Here is an 18,305-nt window from a genome sequence, read left to right on the forward strand (position 1 = left end):
CAAATGTCCAGTATGAAAGAAGAATTAATGAATAAAATTCAGAACAAAACCGCGGTTGTCGGAATCGTTGGCCTTGGCTACGTTGGGCTTCCGTTGGCGGTCGAGTTCGCAAAGGCCGGCTACAAGACCATCGGCTTCGACGTGCAGTCCAAAAAGGTCGACGCCGTCAATGCCGGGCACAACTATATCGGCGATATTGTCGGCGATACCTTGAAAGAAGTCGTTGAGAGCGGCGCCCTTTCCGCAACCAGCGATTTTGCCTTTATTAAAGATGTTGACGCGGTGGCAATTGCCGTACCAACCCCGCTGGACAAATACCAGCAGCCGGACATAAGCTATGTAAAGGGCTCTACGGAATCTGTTGCGAAATATCTGCACAAGGGCATGGTCGTTGTGCTGGAGTCCACAACCTATCCCGGCACAACCGAGGAACTGTTAAAGCCGATTCTTGAAACAAGCGGGCTGAAATGCGGCGAGGATTTCTACCTTGCGTTCTCGCCGGAGCGTGTTGACCCAGGCAACAAGCAGTATAAGACAAAGAATACGCCGAAGGTGGTCGGCGGCGTTGGCAAGGACGGCACGGAAATAGCGGCCGCTTTATACCGCAATGTGCTTGAAGGTGGCGTTTTCGAGGTTTCTTCCCCGGCGGTTGCCGAAATGGAGAAGCTTCTGGAAAACACATACCGCAATATCAATATCGGATTGGCGAATGAAATGGCCATCATCTGCCACCGCATGGGCATTAACGTTTGGGAGGTAATCGATGCCGCCAAGACAAAGCCGTACGGCTTCCAGGCATTCTATCCGGGACCGGGGCTCGGCGGCCATTGCATTCCGCTCGACCCGTTCTATCTTTCCTGGAAGGCCCGCGAGTTTGATTATCACACCCGCCTGATTGAAACCTCCGGCGAAATCAACACCAGCATGCCGGAATATGTCGTTGACCGTTGCATGAAAGTGCTCAACCGCAAGAAAATAGCGATGAACGGTGCGAAGGCGCTGGTTCTCGGCGTTGCATACAAAGCAGATATCGATGATTACCGCGAAAGCCCGGCGTTAAATGTAATTGATCATTTAATTCAGGAAGGCGCCGAAACCAAGTTTTATGATCCGTATATTCCGGAATACAAGCATAAAGGCGTTGTTCACACCGGTGAAAAGGAATTGACGGATGAGCTGCTGAAAGAGGCGGATATCGTCATCATCTGCACAGCGCATGCCTGCTTCGATTACAACCGGATTCAGAAGCTTTCCAAAGCAGTATTCGACACCAGGAACGCGATGAAGGATGTACAGGATCGTTCCAATATTGAGCTTTTATAAACCCATTTACCCCCGTTTCTTGTAAGTGACGGGGGCATTTTGTGTTGTGTCCGCCCGGTTTGTAATGGCGAAAGAACGATATGCATTAAGATTGATAAAGAAAAGGAGACCCGATATGGAAAAACTTCGTTTTGCCCTGATAGGATGCGGAAGAATTTCAAAGAACCACATAGCCGCAGCAGTTGCAAATTCAGATACGATGGAATTGGCGGTCGTCTGCGACCCGGTATTGGAGAATGCGGAGAAGAAGGCAAAGGATTATCAGGAAGCCGCCGGTACAAAGCCGGCAGTCTATGCCGATTATAAAAAAGCTTTGGAGGAGCAGAAAATCGATTGCTGTGCCATTGCGACCGAAAGCGGATACCATGCAGAAATCGCGCTTTACTGCATTCGCCACGGCAAGAACATACTGGTTGAAAAGCCCATGGCTTTAAGCACCGCCGATGCGGAACAGATGATCCGCGAAGCAAAGGAGCATGGCGTTACTCTCGGCGTCTGCCATCAGAACCGCTTTAACGAGCCGGTTCAGGAGCTGCATAAAGCCATTGAAGACGGCCGCTTCGGCAAGCTGGTAAACGGTACCGCGCGCATTCTTTGGAACCGCGGCATGCCGTATTATGAGCAGGCCCCTTGGCGCGGAACCTGGGCGCAGGATGGCGGCACGCTGATGAACCAGTGCATTCATGACATCGATCTGCTCCAATGGTGCCTTGGCGGCGAACCGGAAACAATTATGGCCATGACAGGGAACTACCTGCGCGATATTCAGGCGGAGGATTTCGGAAGCATTCTGATCCGCTTTAAGAACGGCACAATTGGGATTGTAGAAGGCACCGCCTGCGTATATCCGAAAAATCTGGAGGAAACTCTCTCCATTTTCGGCGCAACCGGCACCGTGGTCATCGGCGGCATTGCCGTGAACCGTATCGAGACTTGGAATTTTGAAACACCTGCCGAGCAGGATGAGCATATCTCCGCCCTTTCCGGCAAAGACCCGAAGGATGTTTACGGCAGCGGGCACAATATGCTGTACGCCGATTATATTCGCGCTGTTCATACGCACACCGATCCGCTGGTCAGCGGAACCGAAGCCATCAAGGCCATGAAGATCATTCTTGCGGCTTATAAGTCGCAGAAAACCGGTCAGCCGGTTGCGTTCGACGGACTCAGCTTTTCCACGCTGGACATGGACAATTCCGACGTCCGTTATCATTGATACGGGGGAATTGGAATGAAAATCGTTACCGTTGTCGGCGCAAGGCCGCAGTTTATCAAGGCTTCGGTAGTTTCCGCGGCGCTTCAAAAGAATTGTACGGAGGTATTGGTTCATACCGGTCAGCATTATGACCATAATATGTCCGACGTGTTTTTCGAGGAGCTTGGTATTCCGAAGCCGGCCTATAATCTGGGCGTGGGTTCCGGTTCGCACGGCCGCCAGACCGGCGAAATGCTGATGAGAATCGAGGATGTCCTGCTGAAAGAAAAACCGGATGTCCTGCTGGTTTACGGCGATACCAATTCGACGCTCGCGGGCGCGCTTGCGGCTTCCAAGCTGCACATTCCGGTTGCCCATGTGGAAGCCGGGCTGCGTTCCTACAATATGCGCATGCCCGAGGAGCAGAACCGCGTGTTAACCGACCATATATCCACGTGGCTTTTCTGCCCGACGCAGACCGCGGCGGAGAATCTGAAAAAAGAGGGAATCACAAAGGGCGTAAGCATCAGCGGAGACGTGATGCTGGATTCCGTTCTCCACTTTTTAAAGGTGGCGCAGAATAACCCGGAGAAAACCGCTATTTTCGACCGGCTTCAAATACAGCCGAAAAAATACCGCCTTGCCACGCTGCACCGGGCGGAAACAACTGACGGCGGGCTGGACGCCATCATCCGTATTTTCAACGCGTTTGAAAAACTCCCCCAGCTTGTCGTTCTGCCGATTCATCCAAGGACAAGGCCGCTCGCGGAAGAAGCAATTGCAAAGTGCGGCTTCCGGAACATTAAGCTGATCGATCCGGTAGGCTACCTTGAAATGCTTCTTCTCACCTCAAACGCCTGCCAGGTTATGACCGATTCCGGAGGGCTCCAAAAGGAAGCATGGTTCATGGAAGTGCCGTGTATCACGCTCCGGCAGGAAACCGAATGGGTGGAAACGCTCAACGGGAACTGGAATGTACTGGCAAAGCTTACGACCGAGGACATTTACGAGAAAGCGATGCATACTGTTCCGGAACCGGCCGCCCGCGGTCAGATGCCGTTCGGCGACGGAAAAGCGTCTGAAAAAATTGCGGCTGCATTGCTGAACGGCTAGTTTCGAATCCTTTTTTCTGAATGCAAGGGGTTATGTATGAATATTATTTATATCAATCATTATGCTGGCTCCACTCAGCACGGCATGGAATTCCGACCGTATTTTATGGCGAAGCGATGGGCCGCGGCGGGGCATAACGTTACAATCGTTGCCAGCTCCTATTCTCACCTGCGTACGAAGAATCCGGATATGCAGGGGAACGACACCATGGAGCAAATGCTGGACGGCGTGCGTTATTTTTGGATAGCCGGCCCGGAATACCACGGGAACGGCGTAGGACGCATTAAAAATATGCTTTCGTTTTTGCACGGGCTTTACAAATACGGTGATGAAATTGCGGCGCAGGGGAAGCCGGATGCGGTAATTGCGTCTTCCACCTATCCGCTGGACATTTATCCCGCGCATAAGCTCGCGAAAAAATACGGCGCTATGCTGATTTACGAGGTGCACGACCTTTGGCCGCTCAGCCCGATTGAGCTTGGCGGCATGAGCCCGTACCATCCCTATATTATGGTAATGCAGGCGGCGGAAAATTACTGCTATAAGCACAGCGATTATGTGGTTTCGCTGCTCCCGAACGCCAAAGGGCATATGGTGGAGCATGGCCTGAAGCCTGAAAAATTCATCTGTATTCCAAACGGGATTATTAAAGCGGACTGGGAAAAGCCGATGGCGAACCCGCCGGTGTATTACGATAAGCTGAAAAAGTATCATGACGAGGGCTATTTCCTCATCGGCTATACCGGCGCGCACGGAATTGCCAATGCACTGGACAGCTTTGTCGAAGCGGGGGAAATGCTTCGGGAAGAGAAGATCAAGCTACTCCTGATCGGCCCCGGCCCCGAACGGGAACGGCTGATTCAAAAGGTGAAAGACAGAGATCTGGGCGAAACAGTAGAACTGCTGGAGCCGGTAAAACGCGGCCAGATTCCGGAGCTTTTACACCAGATGGACGCGCTTTATGTTGGCCTGCAAAGACAGCCCCTGTTCCGTTTCGGTGTAAGCCCGAATAAGCTCATGGACTACATGATGGCGGCGAAGCCGGTTATCTTTGCTATTGAAGCGGGCAACGATATGGTTGCGGATGCAAACTGCGGTATTTCCATCCCGCCGGAGGACAGCGAAGCGATTGCCGAAGCCGCGCGCAAGCTCGCGTCCTTATCCAAGGAGGAGCTTAGCGCCATGGGCGAGCGGGGGAAAAGGTATATCCTCGAGAACAACGAATACGACGTTCTTTCGCAGAAATTCCTGGATGTCTTTTCCATGCCGTATTAAATGATAGCTTTTCAACTATGCGTATTTGATTTCCTATACGATTGCAGCGAAAAAGGGCGGCCGGACGGCTGCCCTTTTTTCTTATATTCCCAGTTCGGTCATTTTGTCGCGCAGCTTGATGAAGTCATCAAAAGCGGCAGGTTTGTTGCCTGGGTTTCGTAAAAGCGCGGCGGGATGAAGGGTCGCCATCATCCAAACGCTGTTTTTCTCAAAAAACATACCATGCTCCTTGGTGATTTTTATATCCGGCTTTATCAGCCTCATCGCGGCGATTCGTCCAAGACAGACAATGATCTTCGGACGTATCAGCGCCACTTGGTTACGCAGCCACTTAATGCAGACGTCCTGTTCTTCCGGCAGCGGATCCCGATTTTGCGGCGGCCTGCATTTCACAATATTCGCTATGTAAATATTGGAATGCCGGTCAAGATCGATCGCCGCAAGCATTTTATCAAGCAGCTGGCCGCTTCTGCCGACAAACGGCTCCCCTTGTAAGTCTTCATTTTCGCCGGGTCCTTCTCCAACAAAAAGGACTTTTGCCTGCTCGTTTCCAATACCGAATACCAGGTTGGTTCTTTTTTCGCACAGCCCGCATTCGTGGCATTGTAAACACGCGGATTTCAATTCTTCCCAGTTATCGTACAAAATGTATTGCCACCCTTCGTTTTTATAGATTTATTATAACATTTAAATCGGAAATGAAACAGCAGAAAATCTTTGCTGTTAAAAATATGGATTTTCTAATTTTTATTTTAATGAAAGCTTTTTGAATAGCAATAATTGTGAAAGTATCAAGAACTATTGGCTGTGATTCTATTTTTTGTAAATATAGCTTTTACAAATTATAGAAACGGCCCAAGGCCGGGATTTTTCACTTGAACCGTTCGATCGAAAATAAAAAAGGGTTGTCTTTTTTGCAGGGATCGTTTATAATATATTGGCTGGTATAAAAGCAAGGCAGATGCGTGCAATAGGATATGCAGGCGGGCGGGCTCTGTACGGCAGGGTACCGTGAACCATGTCAGGCGGGGAACCGAGCAGCATTAAGCGGATTTCCCTGTGCGATACAGGCGGTCTGGTCGTCTGCATATCCTAGTGCATGATATACCGTTTTCAACGGTCTGTCTTGCTTTCAATTTGTTTAAAGGCGGTGTTCGCTTGTATCAGGTTCTGTACAGAAAATGGAGGCCCAAGGTGTTTGCCGACGTTGTCGGCCAGCTGCAGGTAACCGTTACGCTGAAAAATGAACTGATGGCCGGACGTATCGCGCACGCCTATCTGTTTACCGGTTCAAGGGGAACGGGGAAAACCACCTGCGCCAAAATTTTGGCAAAAGCGGTAAACTGCCTGCACCCTGTGAACGGGGATCCCTGCGGGGAGTGCGAGATATGCCGCGGAGTGGAAAGCGGTTCCGTCATGGATATTGTGGAAATAGACGCCGCCAGCAACAACGGTGTGGACAATATCCGTTCACTCCGTGAAGAAGCAAATTTTACTCCTGCCGCCGCAAAATACAGGGTATATATCATTGACGAGGTGCATATGCTTTCCGCCGGTGCATTTAACGCGTTGCTGAAAATACTGGAGGAACCGCCCGTCCACGTCATCTTTATCCTTGCGACGACGGAGGTGCATAAGCTGCCGGCTACGATCCTTTCGCGCTGCCAGCGCTTTGATTTCCATCGTATTCCGCCAGAGGACAGCGCGGATCGTCTTATTTACGTTACGCAGCAGGAGGGCGCGGAGCTTGACCGGCAGGCCGCTCTTTTGATTGCCCGGCTTGCGGACGGCGCTATGCGCGACGCGCTTTCGCTCTTGGATCAATGCCTTGGCCGGAGCAAGCAGATTACCGTTGAAGTCGTAAATGAAACCGCCGGACTCGTCGGTAGGGAGCACCTTTTTGAATTGACCGATGCGATCAAAACAAAGGATTCCGGCCGCGCGCTGGAAATCATTGATCAGCTTCACAATGCATCCAAGGATATGGCAAGGCTGTGCGAGGAGATGTCTTCCCATCTCCGCAATTTGATGCTCATAAAGACCACAAAGGATGCGCGCGGGATGATCGTTGTGTCCGATGCGGAATACGAAAGCCTGACAAAACAGGCGCTTTCCATGCCGCTTTCGGCTATCCTGCACGGGTTGGACACTATGCAGTCCGCGCTGGAAAAAATGTACCGCGGCGGCGACCGGCGCATTGAGTTCGAAATGGCGATGATACGCCTTTGCGCGCCGGAGCTGGACACCTCGCCGGAGGCGCTGATACGGCGCATAGAGGCTTTGGAAAGCGGTGTGGTAAGATCCGCAAGGATCGGTTTACCACAGAAGCCGAATGAAAAAAAGGCAGCTCCAAACGGTGTGCCTGCGGATTTGCAGGAGAAATCCATACCGGCAGAGAAGGCGGAAGAAAACGAAAAAACTGCTTCCCTGCTTCTGCAGAAGTCTGTGCAGGAGCTTCAGGAAAACGCGCAACCTTTGGCGGAATGGCCGGAAGTGCTGCAGATATTAAAGAATTACTCCCATGTTACCGCAACCGCTTTTAATGGTTCAACCGCGTACATCAGCGGATCCTATGTGCTGATTGATGCCCCGAATGAAATCGCGTTCCGGCTTCTTCGGGAACAGACCCAGCGTGACCATATGCGCCGCGCGATTCAGCAGGTGACGGGGAAGGTGTATAATTTAGGACCATATAAAGGCCGGAAAGCGGAAAAGACAACGGATCCGCTCGCGGAGCTTGCCGGATTAGCGGAAAGCGAAGGAATTCCGGTCATTAAGAAATAAAGAAGACAAGCAGGAGGAGTTTTGATATGAAAGCAAGATTGCCACAAGGTTACGGTGGGGGCGGAGCTGCCAATTTACAGCAGTTAGCGCGTCAGGCCCAAAAGATTCAGGAAGATATGGATCGGATAACGGCGGAGCTGGAAGTGAAGGAATATTCCGCGACAGCCGGCGGCGACGCTGTGAAAGCAACCGTAACCGGTAAGATGGAAGTAAAATCCATCGATATTAAACCCGAGGTTGTTGACCCGGAAGACGTTGAAATGCTTTCCGATCTGGTGATCGCCTCTGTAAACGAGGCGCTTCGTGCGGCTGCAGCGGACAAGGCGCGGAGTATGGAGAAAATTTCAGGCGGCATTAATATGCCGGGGATGTTCTAAGTCCTATGCCGACGTATAATGTAGCGCCGCTTTCACGCTTAATTGAGCAGTTCGAGCGCTTGCCCGGAATCGGGCACAAGAGCGCACAGCGGTTGGCGTATTATGTCCTGGGGCTTTCCAAAGAGGAAGCGCAGAGTTTCTCCGATGCCATTATGGACGCGCATGAAAAAATTCATTACTGTAAGGAATGCTGTAACCTGACCGATCAGGAGCTTTGCCCCATTTGCCGCAATGAGACGCGGGATCAGTCTATTATTTGTGTGGTGGAAGACCCGCGGGATGTGATTGCGCTGGAACGCACGAATGAGTTTAACGCCACCTATCATGTTTTGCACGGAACGATTTCGCCGCTGAACGGGATTGGCCCCGATCAGCTGTGCATTAAGGAGCTCTTGGCAAGAGTCAATGACGGTAAGGTAAAGGAAGTCATAATGGCCACGAATCCTACGGTAGAGGGCGAGGCAACAGCAATGTACATTTCCCGCCTTTTAAAGCCACTTGGTGTAAAGGTTACACGGCTTGCTTACGGGATTCCCGTGGGCGGGGATCTGGAATATGCCGATGAAGTCACGCTTTCCCGCGCAATAGAAGGGCGGAGCGAAATCTAGTTTACATAATACTTGACTTTTTTTCGTGCCTGTGTTATGCTCATATTCCGGTAAGAATGGAGGCTTTTTATGCCCAAAGAAAATTTAAAAACATTAGCGCAAAATAAAAAAGCCTTTCATGATTATTTTGTTGAAGAAAGTATGGAGGCTGGTATTGAGCTGCGCGGTACGGAAGTGAAGTCGCTCCGTAAAGGGCAGGTTAATTTGAAAGATGCATGGTGCTCGATTGTAAAGGGTGAGCTTTTAGTAAACGGAATGCATATCAGCCCATATGAGCAGGGAAATATTTTTAATCAGGATCCGATGCGCGTTCGCCGGTTGCTGATGCACAAGCGGGAGATTATGCGTCTGTTTGGTTTGGTAAAGCAGGACGGGTATTCTTTGATTCCGCTGTCGGTTTATTTGAAAGGCTCCATTGTGAAGGTACAGGTGGGGCTTTGTAAGGGCAAAAAACTGTACGATAAGCGTGCCGTTATGGCGGCAAAGGCGGCGAAGCGCGATATTGACCGTGCGCTCAAAGAGAAAAACAGAGGATAAGGCGTATTTTTCGTTGCATTTACGTAGAATAGAATCAAAATCGATTCTGTTTATAATGGGGATGTAAAGGTTTCGACGGGGATTGTGAGCCTTAGTAAGCGAGTAGCGGTGCGGGACCGCTATAAAATCCGCAATTTAAAAAATAAACGACAACAATACAGTTGCGTACGCAGCCTAATTAGGCTGCCGTCTTTACCGGGAATACCGCGGCCCGGATAAAGGCGTCGATTAGCGGTGAACGTGACCGAAGAACGCCTTTACTTTGGTCTTGATTGAAAGGCTACTGAACCGCAGAGCCTGCCTTTGGGCGCTGCGCGGAGGGAATGTAAAATCAAAGGCTACACTCGTAGAAAGCTTTGGTAAGCGATTTTCGGACACGAGTTCGACTCTCGTCATCTCCACCAAATCAAAAACCCGCATGAGTGCTGAAAAATCCAGTATTCATGCGGGTTTTGCTATATATTACATCGGAATAGTTCAGAATAAAAAAGTGCCATAACGAACATTTTAAGTAAGCGTTTTGATAGGCGTTGTAGGCGAAAAAATAAGAGCGTCAAGTTTCAATTTGGTGTTCTTAACCATTTTGAGTTTAAGGCTCATATGTACCAATTTTCATTTCCATTACTTTTTCTTTATAAACGCCTGCAACTTCTTTGAAAAGAGGCCCAGCCTGTAGCTTTTCTGCTTCAATCGCTGCGTTGGCAATGGCTTCGTCTTTTTTCTTCCATACTTTACCTGGATCCATTGATGAAAACCATCGCATTTTTCCATTGATTTTTTCTTTGCACAGCTTGATTGCTCAAAGGAGTTCCGACTTCCCAATTTTGGGGCGTCCACCTTACATTAATGAGCAAGGTAAAAAGCAGCCATGCATTGCAATGACCCGTGATGGATTCATGTTTCTAGTAATTGGGCTACAGAGGAAAGAAAGCGGCGGCAATCAAGGAAGCCTACATAAAACAGTTTAACGAAATGGAAGCCTTTATTCGAACGCTTGTTACAACCCGTAAGGAGTTTCCACTTCTTACGGATATGGTATCGATGTTTTAAGAAAAACAGAATGGCTTAAGACAAAAGAAGTCTATTATTGGGAAGGTATTGATACACATGGATTTGCTATTTTAGATGAAGCACGCAGTTTTCTCCCACAAATTAAATCAATACTGATGGATGAGACAACGTTGCTTTCTCATCGCAATTTATGGTGTGTAGAGGAAAAACCGTTCCATGGACAGCTAAATCGACTGACAGATGATGAATACCGACTTTTTTTATGCTTCAGGGTAATGTATGGCGATATGGCGTCCGATTAGAGCTAGAAAGAATTTCTTTTTCTTATGTGGAAAAAGTAGTGAAACGAATCATTATTAGCACTCGGCAATTTAGGCCGTTTGCCATTGCTGTAGTAAAAAACGAAACATTCGCGGAATGCGGGTGCGAACCTAATCTTACCGAAAATACCCTGTATCTCTTTATCAGAGATGCAGGGTATTTGATACATAACACAACATAAAAGCTATGATTTGTGTTTTCCAACCATCGGTGGAATTATAGGTAAATTATAGAATTTTGTAGTAAGGTGTCGTTGAATTAATTGGAATATAATACTATAATGGAAAAATATTGAAGGAGAGAAATGGGCCTGCGCCGCATGGCTTGGGCTCTTAATATATTTCTTCAATACCGTGACGCGAAAAATGGTCGGAACATTCCTAGCTGTTGCGTTTGTATTGTTGGACATTATGATTTCCAACGAATGGACGCCGGGGGCCTATGCCTTTTCGCCCATAACTCTTGCTCAGCTTTCGTCTTTATCGGGTATGAACCAACGGTATGGAATTACGCTGACCTATGCGTCTAAATTTTTTGTCATATCTCTTTGTGTGCTCATTGCACTCTGCACAAGCAGCGGACATTTTGAAAAATTGTATCAACGCCTTAGACGAAAGTTTGCAAAGAGTAATTTTGTACGGAGAAAGGAGATATGACGATGGATGATAGTATTATTTCAGTTAGAAATATTAGTAAAAAATTCGAAGAACAATATGTTTTAAAGAACATTAATGTAGAATTCCATAAAGGGAATATTTATGGCTTGATGCCGGAACGGTTCCAGTAAAACCGTTCTGCTGAAGACAATCTGCGGTTTTGTTCCCCCCACCGAGGGAGATGTATTTGTCTGGAACAAGCATGTGGGACGGGATGTGGATTTTCCCGATAGCTTAGGTTTTGTTATTGAATCGCCGGGATTTTTGCCAATGGATTCCGGATTAAAAAACTTGAAATATCTTGCTTCAATCAAGCAAGGAATAGGGGCGGATCGTATTTGGGAGTGTATGGAGCTTGTCGGCCTTGACCCGAACAGCCGCAAGCCTGTCGGCAAATATTCTCTTGGAATGCGTCAGCGTTTGGGTATTGCACAGGCGATTATGGAAAATCCAGAAATTTTAATTTTGGATGAACCGATGAACGGCTTGGATAATCATGGCGTGGAAGACATACGATCTTTACTGCTTGGTTTGAAAAAGGAGGGAAAAACCATTATAATTGCGAGCCATAGCGCCGAGGACATTGACATCCTATGCGACGCCGTTTATGAGATGGATGCCGGAATGATTCGTCTCGTAAGATGATTTTTTGCACCTTCCATTCTATTTTATGTACATCGAAAGAAGCGCGAGCCTCCCGTCATCTCCACCTTCTTCCTTTGGTAATGTTTGATTGATGAAATTCCTTTACTTCAGAGAAAATAGCGGTATAATAGGTTGGTAATACATCGTTTGAGAGAAATAAGTGTTGGAAAAGAAATTGCGATTCTGAAAAACTTTTTTTCGATAGTAACCATCTTTTACGTATTATATCAATATCCTTTTCTGCGGATTATATGTGTATATTTTAAAAAAAGGAAATATAGACTGGATGCATTTGAATTATAATGGAAAAAGCGGATATCAAGAGGATATCCGCTTTTCAATCTATTTACTTGTTGTTCGTTTTTTATTCATTACTCCGAGATATAATAGGAATAATCGTTTGAAATGCAAGGCTGAAAATTTGAAATAGGAGAATTAAAATTGGATTTTAGTACAATTGTGGATCTTTTTCTTCATCTGGACCAGCACTTGTCCATATTGATTAACCAGTATAATACATGGGCTTATGTCTTTCTATTTATTACCATATTTATTGAAACCGGTCTAGTCATCACGCCCTTTCTTCCAGGGGATTCGCTTTTGTTTGCCGCGGGTGCAATTGCGGCTACGGGCGGGCCGATCAACATTCCGCTCATTATTCTGTTGCTCTATATTGCCGCGATTTCAGGGGATACCTTAAATTACCATATCGGCCATATGCTGCGGAAAAAAGTTCAGAAGCGTGAAAAAATCCCCTTGGTGAGCACAGAGAATATTGATAAGGCGCAGAATTTTTTCATTAAGCATGGTGGAAAAACGATCACAATTGCACGGTTTGTCCCGATTATCCGTACCTTTGCTCCGTTTGTTGCGGGGGCAAGTAAAATGCCTTACCGAAAATTCCTGATGTATAATGTAATCGGCGGCATCACATGGGTATCCCTGCTCTTTGGTTTCGGCTATTTTTTTGGAAACATCGGCTATGTAAAAGAGCATTTCAGCCTTGTGATCGTTGCAATTATCGGAATTTCCGTTGTCCCTGTACTTGCAGTATATATCAATAATAAATTGAAAATGAAAAGGGGAAGCATGGATTAATCCCTTTTTTGCCGTCTGCAGAATGTCCGCGGGATAGCAACAGATACGGCAAACAAATACGGGCCAGACGCCATAAACCGCCGGCCCGTATTTGTTTCATTTAAAGGGAGGTGCGCACTATCCGTAAAAAACGGATGGTGCGCACATGTGGTAATTATGGATTAAAGGTGTAATCCAATTTATTACAAAGCCTGGAAATTCCTATCACAAATGTGATTATGACTGTGTGTGCAATCATATGAATTCCCGCTTTATAAGCAGGTTTATTCTGTGTGCGCTTCGCAGCGCACTTCATGGTTTTTTTGCTCCAAGTGGTTTTTAAAGCATTTTTCAATGATTCCCTCCGGGAATTTCAGCATGGATACCCCGCAATCCTGCAGCTCGCGGAACAGCTCCGGATTCACGAAGCTCGCGACGGAGAAAGGGGTAATGCAAGCCATGGATTTTTTTCGAAGATAATCGTTATAGCTGATCTTCCGGCAAGGATACTCAATGTTCAGATTCTCTACATCTTCAATAAACAGCGTGTCGGAAAAATCACAAATGCCAAGATTGAGACCGGGGAAACTCTTCCCGGAAACCGCATGGTAGTAATTGCATAATTTACAGTCCAGCATAGGAAATATCCCTCCTTTATGTACTATCTCACTTTGACGGATTCTTTTACCCCGCGGGTGGCCTGTTTTGCGAAGCTTTCAATTCGCATCCTGTTTTTCGCGGGTTGATTCAGGCTGATACAGGCGGCCCCGCCGACACAGCCTCCAACACAGGCCATCCCTTCGATAAAGTTTTCCACCAACTTCCCTTTGGAAGCTTTCAGAAGGGCGGCGCGGCACTCTTCCAACCCGTCGCAGACCGCCGGGTTTACCTGAAAATCAATATTTTTTTCTTCCAGGGCATGAAAAACAGCCTCTGTTACGCCTCCGTTTCTTGCAAATATTCTGCCGAAGTAGGAAGCGTCGTTTAGCTCGCTTTCCTCCAGTTCTTCCAGATGGATGTCCAAACCACCGAACATGGCCTGAAGTTCTTCAAAAGTGATTACACAGTCAACCACGCCTTGCAGTTCTTCTTTTTGAAATTCCATCTTTTTGGCGATGCATGGGCCGATGAATACCACTTTTGCGGTTTGATCCCGCTGTTTGATCAGCCTCGCGATTTGCACCATGGGAGAAGGATTGCTCGATATATGCTCCTTCAAGTCGGGAAAATTGGATTGAATAAACTGAACGAACGCGGGGCAGCAGGAAGTCGTGAGGAATCCTTTTTCAGCGAGTTCCTCTGCTTCTTTATCTGCGACAATGTCCGCGCCGAGTGCGGCTTCCACTACCTTGTCAAAACCGATTTTTTTCAGACCGGTTACAATCTGCCCGATGCTCGCATAGGAAAACTGGCTTGCAATGGCAGGCGCAATAGCGGCGTAAACCCGGTAATTTTTTCCGTGATCGGAATCCCGTATCATCTTCATGGCATTCAAAACATAGGATTTATCCGCAATTGCGCCAAACGGGCATTGGCGGACGCACGCGCCGCAGCGCACACATTTGTTTATATCGATTTTCGCTTTGTTTTGCTCATCCATAGAGATGGCATTCGCCTTGCAGGCGCTGATGCAGGGGCGTTCTTGTTCCGTAATGGCGTGATAAGGACATGAACGCATACATTGACCGCATCCCTTGCATTTTTCATGGTCGATAACCGCTTTATGGTTTACAAAGGTAATTGCGCCTGCGGGGCACACGTTTTGGCAGCGGTGAGCAATGCACCCCTGGCAGGTATCCGTAACGGTAAAGCGTTTTGTTGGGCATTCCTCGCAGGCGACATCAAGTACTTCCACAATATTTTTGTTATTTGGATTGCCGCCCATGGCCAGCTTTACCCGTTCTTCTATGATGGCCCGTTCCCGGTAAATGCAGCAACGCATGGTTGCTTTCGGTCCCGGGATGATTTTGCGGGGTATCTCATATAAATTTGCGTTAAGCTCGTCTTTTGCCGCGAGCCGGATAACTTCTTTCAGAACCCTGTACTTCAGTTTCTGTACATTGGAATTAAATTGCAACATATCACATTCCCTTCCATAAACCCGGTGGCGCCGATTGTTTAGTAATTATAAATTCTGACGTCTCAAAGGTTGATCGGCTGCAAAATATAGGTTCCGAACACATTTTCCAAGTTGTCTTTTGAAACATATCCCGTCAAGTATTCACCGATTTTTACCGGTACGCCAGAGTTTGTAAAATCTCCCGTGCAAAGCGAAGCGCTTAGGGAAACCTTGTTTTCAAGGTGATGTTTCTGGATCAGCCGCCGAAATCCTTTCAAGATATCCAATGATTTTAGTTGGGATGATTTTTCGATGTAAACCTCAATGTTCATAAAAACACTCCACTTCCTAAGTCCCAAGTTCAAAAGCTCTGACAATCTTGTAACAAAACATAGCATGTCGGAAACAGACCGTCAACGAAATTTGCTTTAATTTTGCTAATTTGAAATTTTAAAAGCCGAAAGTATGCCGCCAAATCGTCATTCGTGCCCGATGAACAGTAGATTTTTTGCTGTTTTTCTTTTTGTTTTTTTTGTAAAAAACGTCTAAAAATAAAAACCATATTTATTATAGTAACACTTTGTACTTGCATAAAGATTATTGTTTTTTATTTTGCTTCGCTGTGACAAAACGTTATAATAATTTGATACCCAAAAATTCATACAGGGAAGAATAAATATGTTCTTCATATTTGCACAAAAGATTGTAAAGATTCACAAAAATAGAATAGGACATATAGATGTTTTCACAATTTATATCGTTGTTTTTCGGAATAGTTTGTGATATGATAGAAAAAACGAGACAAAGGTTCGCCTCCGATCAAATGAATATGCTTTTTGCCCGCGCAACGTTGTGGGACGAAATCCATCGCTTGCATCGGAACGGCTGCCTGCCCTGTGGAGCGTTATTTCATGGAAGGAATCATTGGTTTAAATAAATCGGATTGTAAAAATTGTTATAAATGCATTCGCAATTGCCCGGTAAAATCGATAGCCTATCGGGATGAGCAGATACAGATTCTCGGGGATGAGTGCATCTATTGCGGGAATTGTTTGCTGGTTTGCCCGCAAAATGCGAAATATATCAATAGTGATCTTCCGAAAGTGAAAAAAGCGATTGAAGCAGGGGAGAAGCTGTATGTATCTCTGGCTCCGTCCTATATTGCCGCATTTCCCCAGACGGGGATTCTGAAAATGTCGGCGGCGTTAAAGCAATTGGGATTTACCCATGTGGAGGAAACAGCGATCGGCGCCGAACAGGTGACACGCGAATATGAAAAATTGATCCGAAAGCATAAAATGCAGAATATTATAACTTCGGCCTGTCCCTCGATCAATCTGCTTATCGAAAAAAATTATCCCTTACTTACTTCCCAGCTTGCGCCGGTTGTAACGCCGGTGATAGCGCATGCGCGTATGATCAAACAGATTTACGGCGTTCGGGCGAAAGTTGTGTTTATCGGTCCCTGTATATCGAAAAAATATGAATGCCTTGACCCCGTCAACGGCAATCTGCTGTTTTCCGCTCTGACATTCGACGAGCTGCAAAATTGGTTCCAGGAGGAAAATGTGGATTTTTCGCAGGAGGACCAAAACAGCCGGGCGATGGCAAATACCCTGCCCCGCTATTATCCGGCGCCGGGGGGCATTATAAAAAATCTTAACCGGAAGGAACGCGCGGCGTATGAGTGTCTGAGCGTTGACGGGGTGGACCGCTGTATTGAGGTGCTGGATTCCATTCAGCGGGACAAACTTTCCGGCTATTTCCTAGAGCTGAATGCCTGCGCGGGCGGCTGTTTGGGCGGCCCGATTTTAAGATCCATGAATATCAGCTTCCTGCTTTCAAAAAATGTGCTGGTTCGCAATGTGAAGCGTGTGAATGAAGCGCCTCCGGCCCTTACGGAGGGCGTTTCCTTGCAGTTTATGAGAAAGCATCGAAGCCGCACCGTAAAGCGGAAATCGATTGATGAAAAGAAAATTCGGGAAATATTGGCGTCTACGGGAAAAACTTCTCCCGAAAAGGAACTGAACTGTGGCTGCTGCGGATATAATACCTGCCGCGAAAAAGCGATTGCCGTGCTTCAGGGAAAAGCAAATATTAACATGTGTATCCCCTATATGCGCGATCTGGCGGAAAGTATGTCCAACACGGTTGTGGAAAATACCCCGACCGGTATTTTGATGATTAACAGCCAATTGAATATTGAACAATACAATCCGGCCGCAGCGAAATTACTAAACCTCAGCGAAGAAGCCGTCGGCCGCCCGGTCAGCAGCGTCCTCTCAAGTAAAGATTTTGAGAAGGTTCTGAACAGCGGGAAAAATATTCTCAATCATAAACAGGCTTACCATTCGCTCGGCTTGGTTTTAGAGCAGACAGTAGTTCTTGTGCGTAATGCGCAGACGTTGTTTGTGCTTTTGAAGGACATTACGCAGGAAGAAAAAATGCTGGAAAAGCACCGGAAGGTTACGGAAGAAACGGCGGCATTCGCAAAAGAGGTAGTGAATAAACAAATGCGCATCGTGCAGGAGATTACAAATCTTCTTGGGGAAACTACGTGCGAAACGAAAGTGGCCTTATTGCAGCTTACCAAAAATATCGTTTCGGAAAAGGACGCTGAAAATGTACATAAAGATTGACGCTTACGGCGAATGCATTCAAAAGTACGGCGAGGAGCTTTGCGGAGATCAGGTGAAAATTATCCGGAATCCATCCGGCGTCACCGCCATCCTTGCCGACGGACTCGGCGGCGGGACGAAAGCAAGCCTGCTGACCTCATTTACCGCGAAAATAATGGAAACCATGTGCAAAAGCGGGGTGCCCATCGGCCAGGCCGCCGATATGATCGTTGAATTCCAGCCGGAAACCGGGGAACAGGACAGCGCTCACAAGGTACCTTTTACGCTGATACAAATTCCTTTCAATGGAATGATGCATGTGGAGCAGTTTGAAACACCGGATGTCATTCTGCTGCGCCGCGGCAAGCCGGTTCCAATGCACGTAAGCTGCAGGGGCTTGCGGGGAAAGACCCTCCGCAGCGGGGTAATGTCCATAAAGCAGGCGGATACGGTGATTGCGGTTGGCAGCGGCATGCTGAGCGTCGGCGCGAAAAGGAATCTGAAAAACGGCTGGCGACTGGAAACCCTTTCGGCCTATATGCAGAACGCCTACCATCCCCGGGCGTCAGCCGAGCATTTGGTTCGGCTCCTTCTGAATGCGGGGAATTCGCTTTCCTTCGGAAAGCCGGAAAAGGATTTATCCGCGATGGTTTTCCGTCTGGGAACCTAGTGGCTTCCGGTGCTATTACATACTTTTGCTTTGAAA

Annotated in this window: 20 protein-coding genes and 2 other RNA genes; 17 read left to right on the plus strand and 5 right to left on the minus strand. The window is 47.4% G+C overall.

Features of this window, described 5'->3' with window-relative positions; translation table 11 throughout:
- Positions 1–3 precede the first annotated feature (3 nt).
- The 4 genes from CAGA_RS00690 to CAGA_RS00705 all read left to right on the plus strand — a co-directional run bounded on the left by CAGA_RS00690 (position 4) and on the right by CAGA_RS00705 (position 4,906).
- Complete coding sequence (locus tag CAGA_RS00690; RefSeq protein WP_135656700.1) at positions 4–1,323, plus strand: nucleotide sugar dehydrogenase; 1,320 nt, start codon at positions 4–6, stop codon at positions 1,321–1,323.
- 115 nt (positions 1,324–1,438) lie between these two features.
- The gene (locus tag CAGA_RS00695; RefSeq protein ID WP_135656702.1) at positions 1,439–2,539 is read left to right on the plus strand and encodes a Gfo/Idh/MocA family protein; all 1,101 of its coding nucleotides are present in this window, start codon (positions 1,439–1,441) and stop codon (positions 2,537–2,539) included.
- A gap of 15 nt (positions 2,540–2,554) precedes the next feature.
- Positions 2,555–3,631, plus strand: coding sequence for a non-hydrolyzing UDP-N-acetylglucosamine 2-epimerase (gene wecB / locus CAGA_RS00700; RefSeq protein WP_135656704.1), 1,077 nt, complete (start codon positions 2,555–2,557; stop codon positions 3,629–3,631).
- A gap of 36 nt (positions 3,632–3,667) precedes the next feature.
- Entirely contained in the window at positions 3,668–4,906 is a 1,239-nt protein-coding gene (locus CAGA_RS00705; RefSeq protein ID WP_135656706.1) for a glycosyltransferase family 4 protein, read from the plus strand.
- 81 nt (positions 4,907–4,987) lie between these two features.
- On the opposite strand, the gene CAGA_RS00710 is transcribed toward CAGA_RS00705, so the two are convergent.
- On the minus strand, positions 4,988–5,551 hold the full coding sequence (locus CAGA_RS00710; protein ID WP_135656708.1) for a uracil-DNA glycosylase: 564 nt from the start codon (positions 5,549–5,551) through the stop codon (positions 4,988–4,990).
- A gap of 340 nt (positions 5,552–5,891) precedes the next feature.
- On the opposite strand from CAGA_RS00710, the gene ffs reads away from it, so the two are divergent.
- The 6 genes from ffs (at position 5,892) to ssrA (ending at position 9,616) form a co-directional block, all read left to right on the plus strand.
- Positions 5,892–5,990, plus strand: an RNA gene (ffs, locus tag CAGA_RS00715) — signal recognition particle sRNA small type.
- Positions 5,991–6,064: 74 nt separating this feature from the next.
- Positions 6,065–7,690: a DNA polymerase III subunit gamma/tau gene (gene dnaX / locus CAGA_RS00720; protein WP_135656710.1), complete on the plus strand. Its 1,626-nt coding sequence runs from the start codon at positions 6,065–6,067 to the stop codon at positions 7,688–7,690.
- A 26-nt stretch (positions 7,691–7,716) separates the two neighbouring features.
- Positions 7,717–8,067 carry a YbaB/EbfC family nucleoid-associated protein gene (locus tag CAGA_RS00725; protein WP_135656712.1) on the plus strand — a complete coding sequence of 117 codons (351 nt, stop codon included), beginning with the start codon at positions 7,717–7,719 and terminating at the stop codon, positions 8,065–8,067.
- 5 nt (positions 8,068–8,072) lie between these two features.
- A complete protein-coding gene (gene recR, locus CAGA_RS00730) occupies positions 8,073–8,675 on the plus strand; it encodes a recombination mediator RecR (protein WP_135656714.1) in 603 nt (200 codons plus the stop codon).
- A 69-nt stretch (positions 8,676–8,744) separates the two neighbouring features.
- Entirely contained in the window at positions 8,745–9,212 is a 468-nt protein-coding gene (gene smpB, locus CAGA_RS00735) for an SsrA-binding protein SmpB (RefSeq protein WP_135656716.1), read from the plus strand.
- Between the two features lie 57 nt (positions 9,213–9,269).
- Positions 9,270–9,616: a transfer-messenger RNA gene (gene ssrA / locus CAGA_RS00740) on the plus strand.
- Positions 9,617–9,801: 185 nt separating this feature from the next.
- Here the strand turns inward: ssrA and CAGA_RS12535 are convergent.
- Positions 9,802–9,957 (minus strand): hypothetical protein, encoded by a 156-nt coding sequence (locus tag CAGA_RS12535; RefSeq protein ID WP_167875115.1) that lies wholly within the window; start codon positions 9,955–9,957, stop codon positions 9,802–9,804.
- 164 nt (positions 9,958–10,121) lie between these two features.
- On the opposite strand from CAGA_RS12535, the gene CAGA_RS12540 reads away from it, so the two are divergent.
- From CAGA_RS12540 to CAGA_RS00755, 5 genes are all read left to right on the plus strand, one after another.
- Positions 10,122–10,262: a hypothetical protein gene (locus CAGA_RS12540; protein WP_167875116.1), complete on the plus strand. Its 141-nt coding sequence runs from the start codon at positions 10,122–10,124 to the stop codon at positions 10,260–10,262.
- Positions 10,250–10,525 (plus strand): Wadjet anti-phage system protein JetD domain-containing protein, encoded by a 276-nt coding sequence (locus tag CAGA_RS12980; protein WP_135657387.1) that lies wholly within the window; start codon positions 10,250–10,252, stop codon positions 10,523–10,525. The genes CAGA_RS12540 and CAGA_RS12980 overlap by 13 nt, the downstream gene beginning before the upstream one ends.
- Before the next feature lie 671 nt (positions 10,526–11,196).
- The gene (locus CAGA_RS12985) at positions 11,197–11,331 is read left to right on the plus strand and encodes a hypothetical protein (RefSeq protein WP_413814385.1); all 135 of its coding nucleotides are present in this window, start codon (positions 11,197–11,199) and stop codon (positions 11,329–11,331) included.
- Between the two features lie 19 nt (positions 11,332–11,350).
- Entirely contained in the window at positions 11,351–11,845 is a 495-nt protein-coding gene (locus CAGA_RS00750; RefSeq protein ID WP_413814387.1) for an ATP-binding cassette domain-containing protein, read from the plus strand.
- 441 nt (positions 11,846–12,286) lie between these two features.
- Positions 12,287–12,943 carry a VTT domain-containing protein gene (locus CAGA_RS00755; RefSeq protein ID WP_135656717.1) on the plus strand — a complete coding sequence of 219 codons (657 nt, stop codon included), beginning with the start codon at positions 12,287–12,289 and terminating at the stop codon, positions 12,941–12,943.
- Between the two features lie 263 nt (positions 12,944–13,206).
- Here the strand turns inward: CAGA_RS00755 and CAGA_RS00760 are convergent, their stop codons facing one another.
- The 3 genes from CAGA_RS00760 to CAGA_RS00770 all read right to left on the minus strand — a co-directional run bounded on the left by CAGA_RS00760 (position 13,207) and on the right by CAGA_RS00770 (position 15,313).
- The gene (locus tag CAGA_RS00760; RefSeq protein WP_135656719.1) at positions 13,207–13,560 is read right to left on the minus strand and encodes a hypothetical protein; all 354 of its coding nucleotides are present in this window, start codon (positions 13,558–13,560) and stop codon (positions 13,207–13,209) included.
- 23 nt (positions 13,561–13,583) lie between these two features.
- Positions 13,584–15,002 (minus strand): 4Fe-4S dicluster domain-containing protein, encoded by a 1,419-nt coding sequence (locus CAGA_RS00765; RefSeq protein WP_135656721.1) that lies wholly within the window; start codon positions 15,000–15,002, stop codon positions 13,584–13,586.
- Positions 15,003–15,064: 62 nt separating this feature from the next.
- Positions 15,065–15,313 (minus strand): hypothetical protein, encoded by a 249-nt coding sequence (locus CAGA_RS00770; protein WP_135656723.1) that lies wholly within the window; start codon positions 15,311–15,313, stop codon positions 15,065–15,067.
- 579 nt (positions 15,314–15,892) lie between these two features.
- On the opposite strand from CAGA_RS00770, the gene CAGA_RS00775 reads away from it, so the two are divergent.
- On the plus strand, positions 15,893–17,620 hold the full coding sequence (locus tag CAGA_RS00775) for a [Fe-Fe] hydrogenase large subunit C-terminal domain-containing protein (protein ID WP_135656724.1): 1,728 nt from the start codon (positions 15,893–15,895) through the stop codon (positions 17,618–17,620).
- Positions 17,604–18,269: a hypothetical protein gene (locus tag CAGA_RS00780; protein WP_135656726.1), complete on the plus strand. Its 666-nt coding sequence runs from the start codon at positions 17,604–17,606 to the stop codon at positions 18,267–18,269. The genes CAGA_RS00775 and CAGA_RS00780 overlap by 17 nt, the downstream gene beginning before the upstream one ends.
- Positions 18,270–18,305: the final 36 nt, after the last annotated feature.

Origin of the sequence: Caproiciproducens galactitolivorans (assembly GCF_004768785.1) — a bacterium.
In the GTDB taxonomy this organism is placed as follows: domain Bacteria; phylum Bacillota; class Clostridia; order Oscillospirales; family Acutalibacteraceae; genus Caproiciproducens; species Caproiciproducens galactitolivorans.

Excerpts from the sequence above, each read along its gene's own strand:
- CAGA_RS00705 (WP_135656706.1), top strand. The coding sequence starts at position 3,668 with ATGAATATTATTTATATCAATCATTATGCTGGCTCCACTCAGCACGGC.
- smpB (WP_135656716.1), top strand. The coding sequence starts at position 8,745 with ATGCCCAAAGAAAATTTAAAAACATTAGCGCAAAATAAAAAAGCCTTT.
- CAGA_RS00725 (WP_135656712.1), top strand. The coding sequence starts at position 7,717 with ATGAAAGCAAGATTGCCACAAGGTTACGGTGGGGGCGGAGCTGCCAAT.
- CAGA_RS00770 (WP_135656723.1), bottom strand. The coding sequence starts at position 15,313 with ATGAACATTGAGGTTTACATCGAAAAATCATCCCAACTAAAATCATTG.
- CAGA_RS00765 (WP_135656721.1), bottom strand. The coding sequence starts at position 15,002 with ATGTTGCAATTTAATTCCAATGTACAGAAACTGAAGTACAGGGTTCTG.
- CAGA_RS00780 (WP_135656726.1), top strand. The coding sequence starts at position 17,604 with ATGTACATAAAGATTGACGCTTACGGCGAATGCATTCAAAAGTACGGC.
- recR (WP_135656714.1), top strand. The coding sequence starts at position 8,073 with ATGCCGACGTATAATGTAGCGCCGCTTTCACGCTTAATTGAGCAGTTC.
- CAGA_RS12985 (WP_413814385.1), top strand. The coding sequence starts at position 11,197 with ATGACGATGGATGATAGTATTATTTCAGTTAGAAATATTAGTAAAAAA.
- CAGA_RS00690 (WP_135656700.1), top strand. The coding sequence starts at position 4 with ATGTCCAGTATGAAAGAAGAATTAATGAATAAAATTCAGAACAAAACC.
- CAGA_RS00760 (WP_135656719.1), bottom strand. The coding sequence starts at position 13,560 with ATGCTGGACTGTAAATTATGCAATTACTACCATGCGGTTTCCGGGAAG.
- CAGA_RS00695 (WP_135656702.1), top strand. The coding sequence starts at position 1,439 with ATGGAAAAACTTCGTTTTGCCCTGATAGGATGCGGAAGAATTTCAAAG.
- CAGA_RS12535 (WP_167875115.1), bottom strand. The coding sequence starts at position 9,957 with ATGGATCCAGGTAAAGTATGGAAGAAAAAAGACGAAGCCATTGCCAAC.
- CAGA_RS00775 (WP_135656724.1), top strand. The coding sequence starts at position 15,893 with ATGGAAGGAATCATTGGTTTAAATAAATCGGATTGTAAAAATTGTTAT.
- wecB (WP_135656704.1), top strand. The coding sequence starts at position 2,555 with ATGAAAATCGTTACCGTTGTCGGCGCAAGGCCGCAGTTTATCAAGGCT.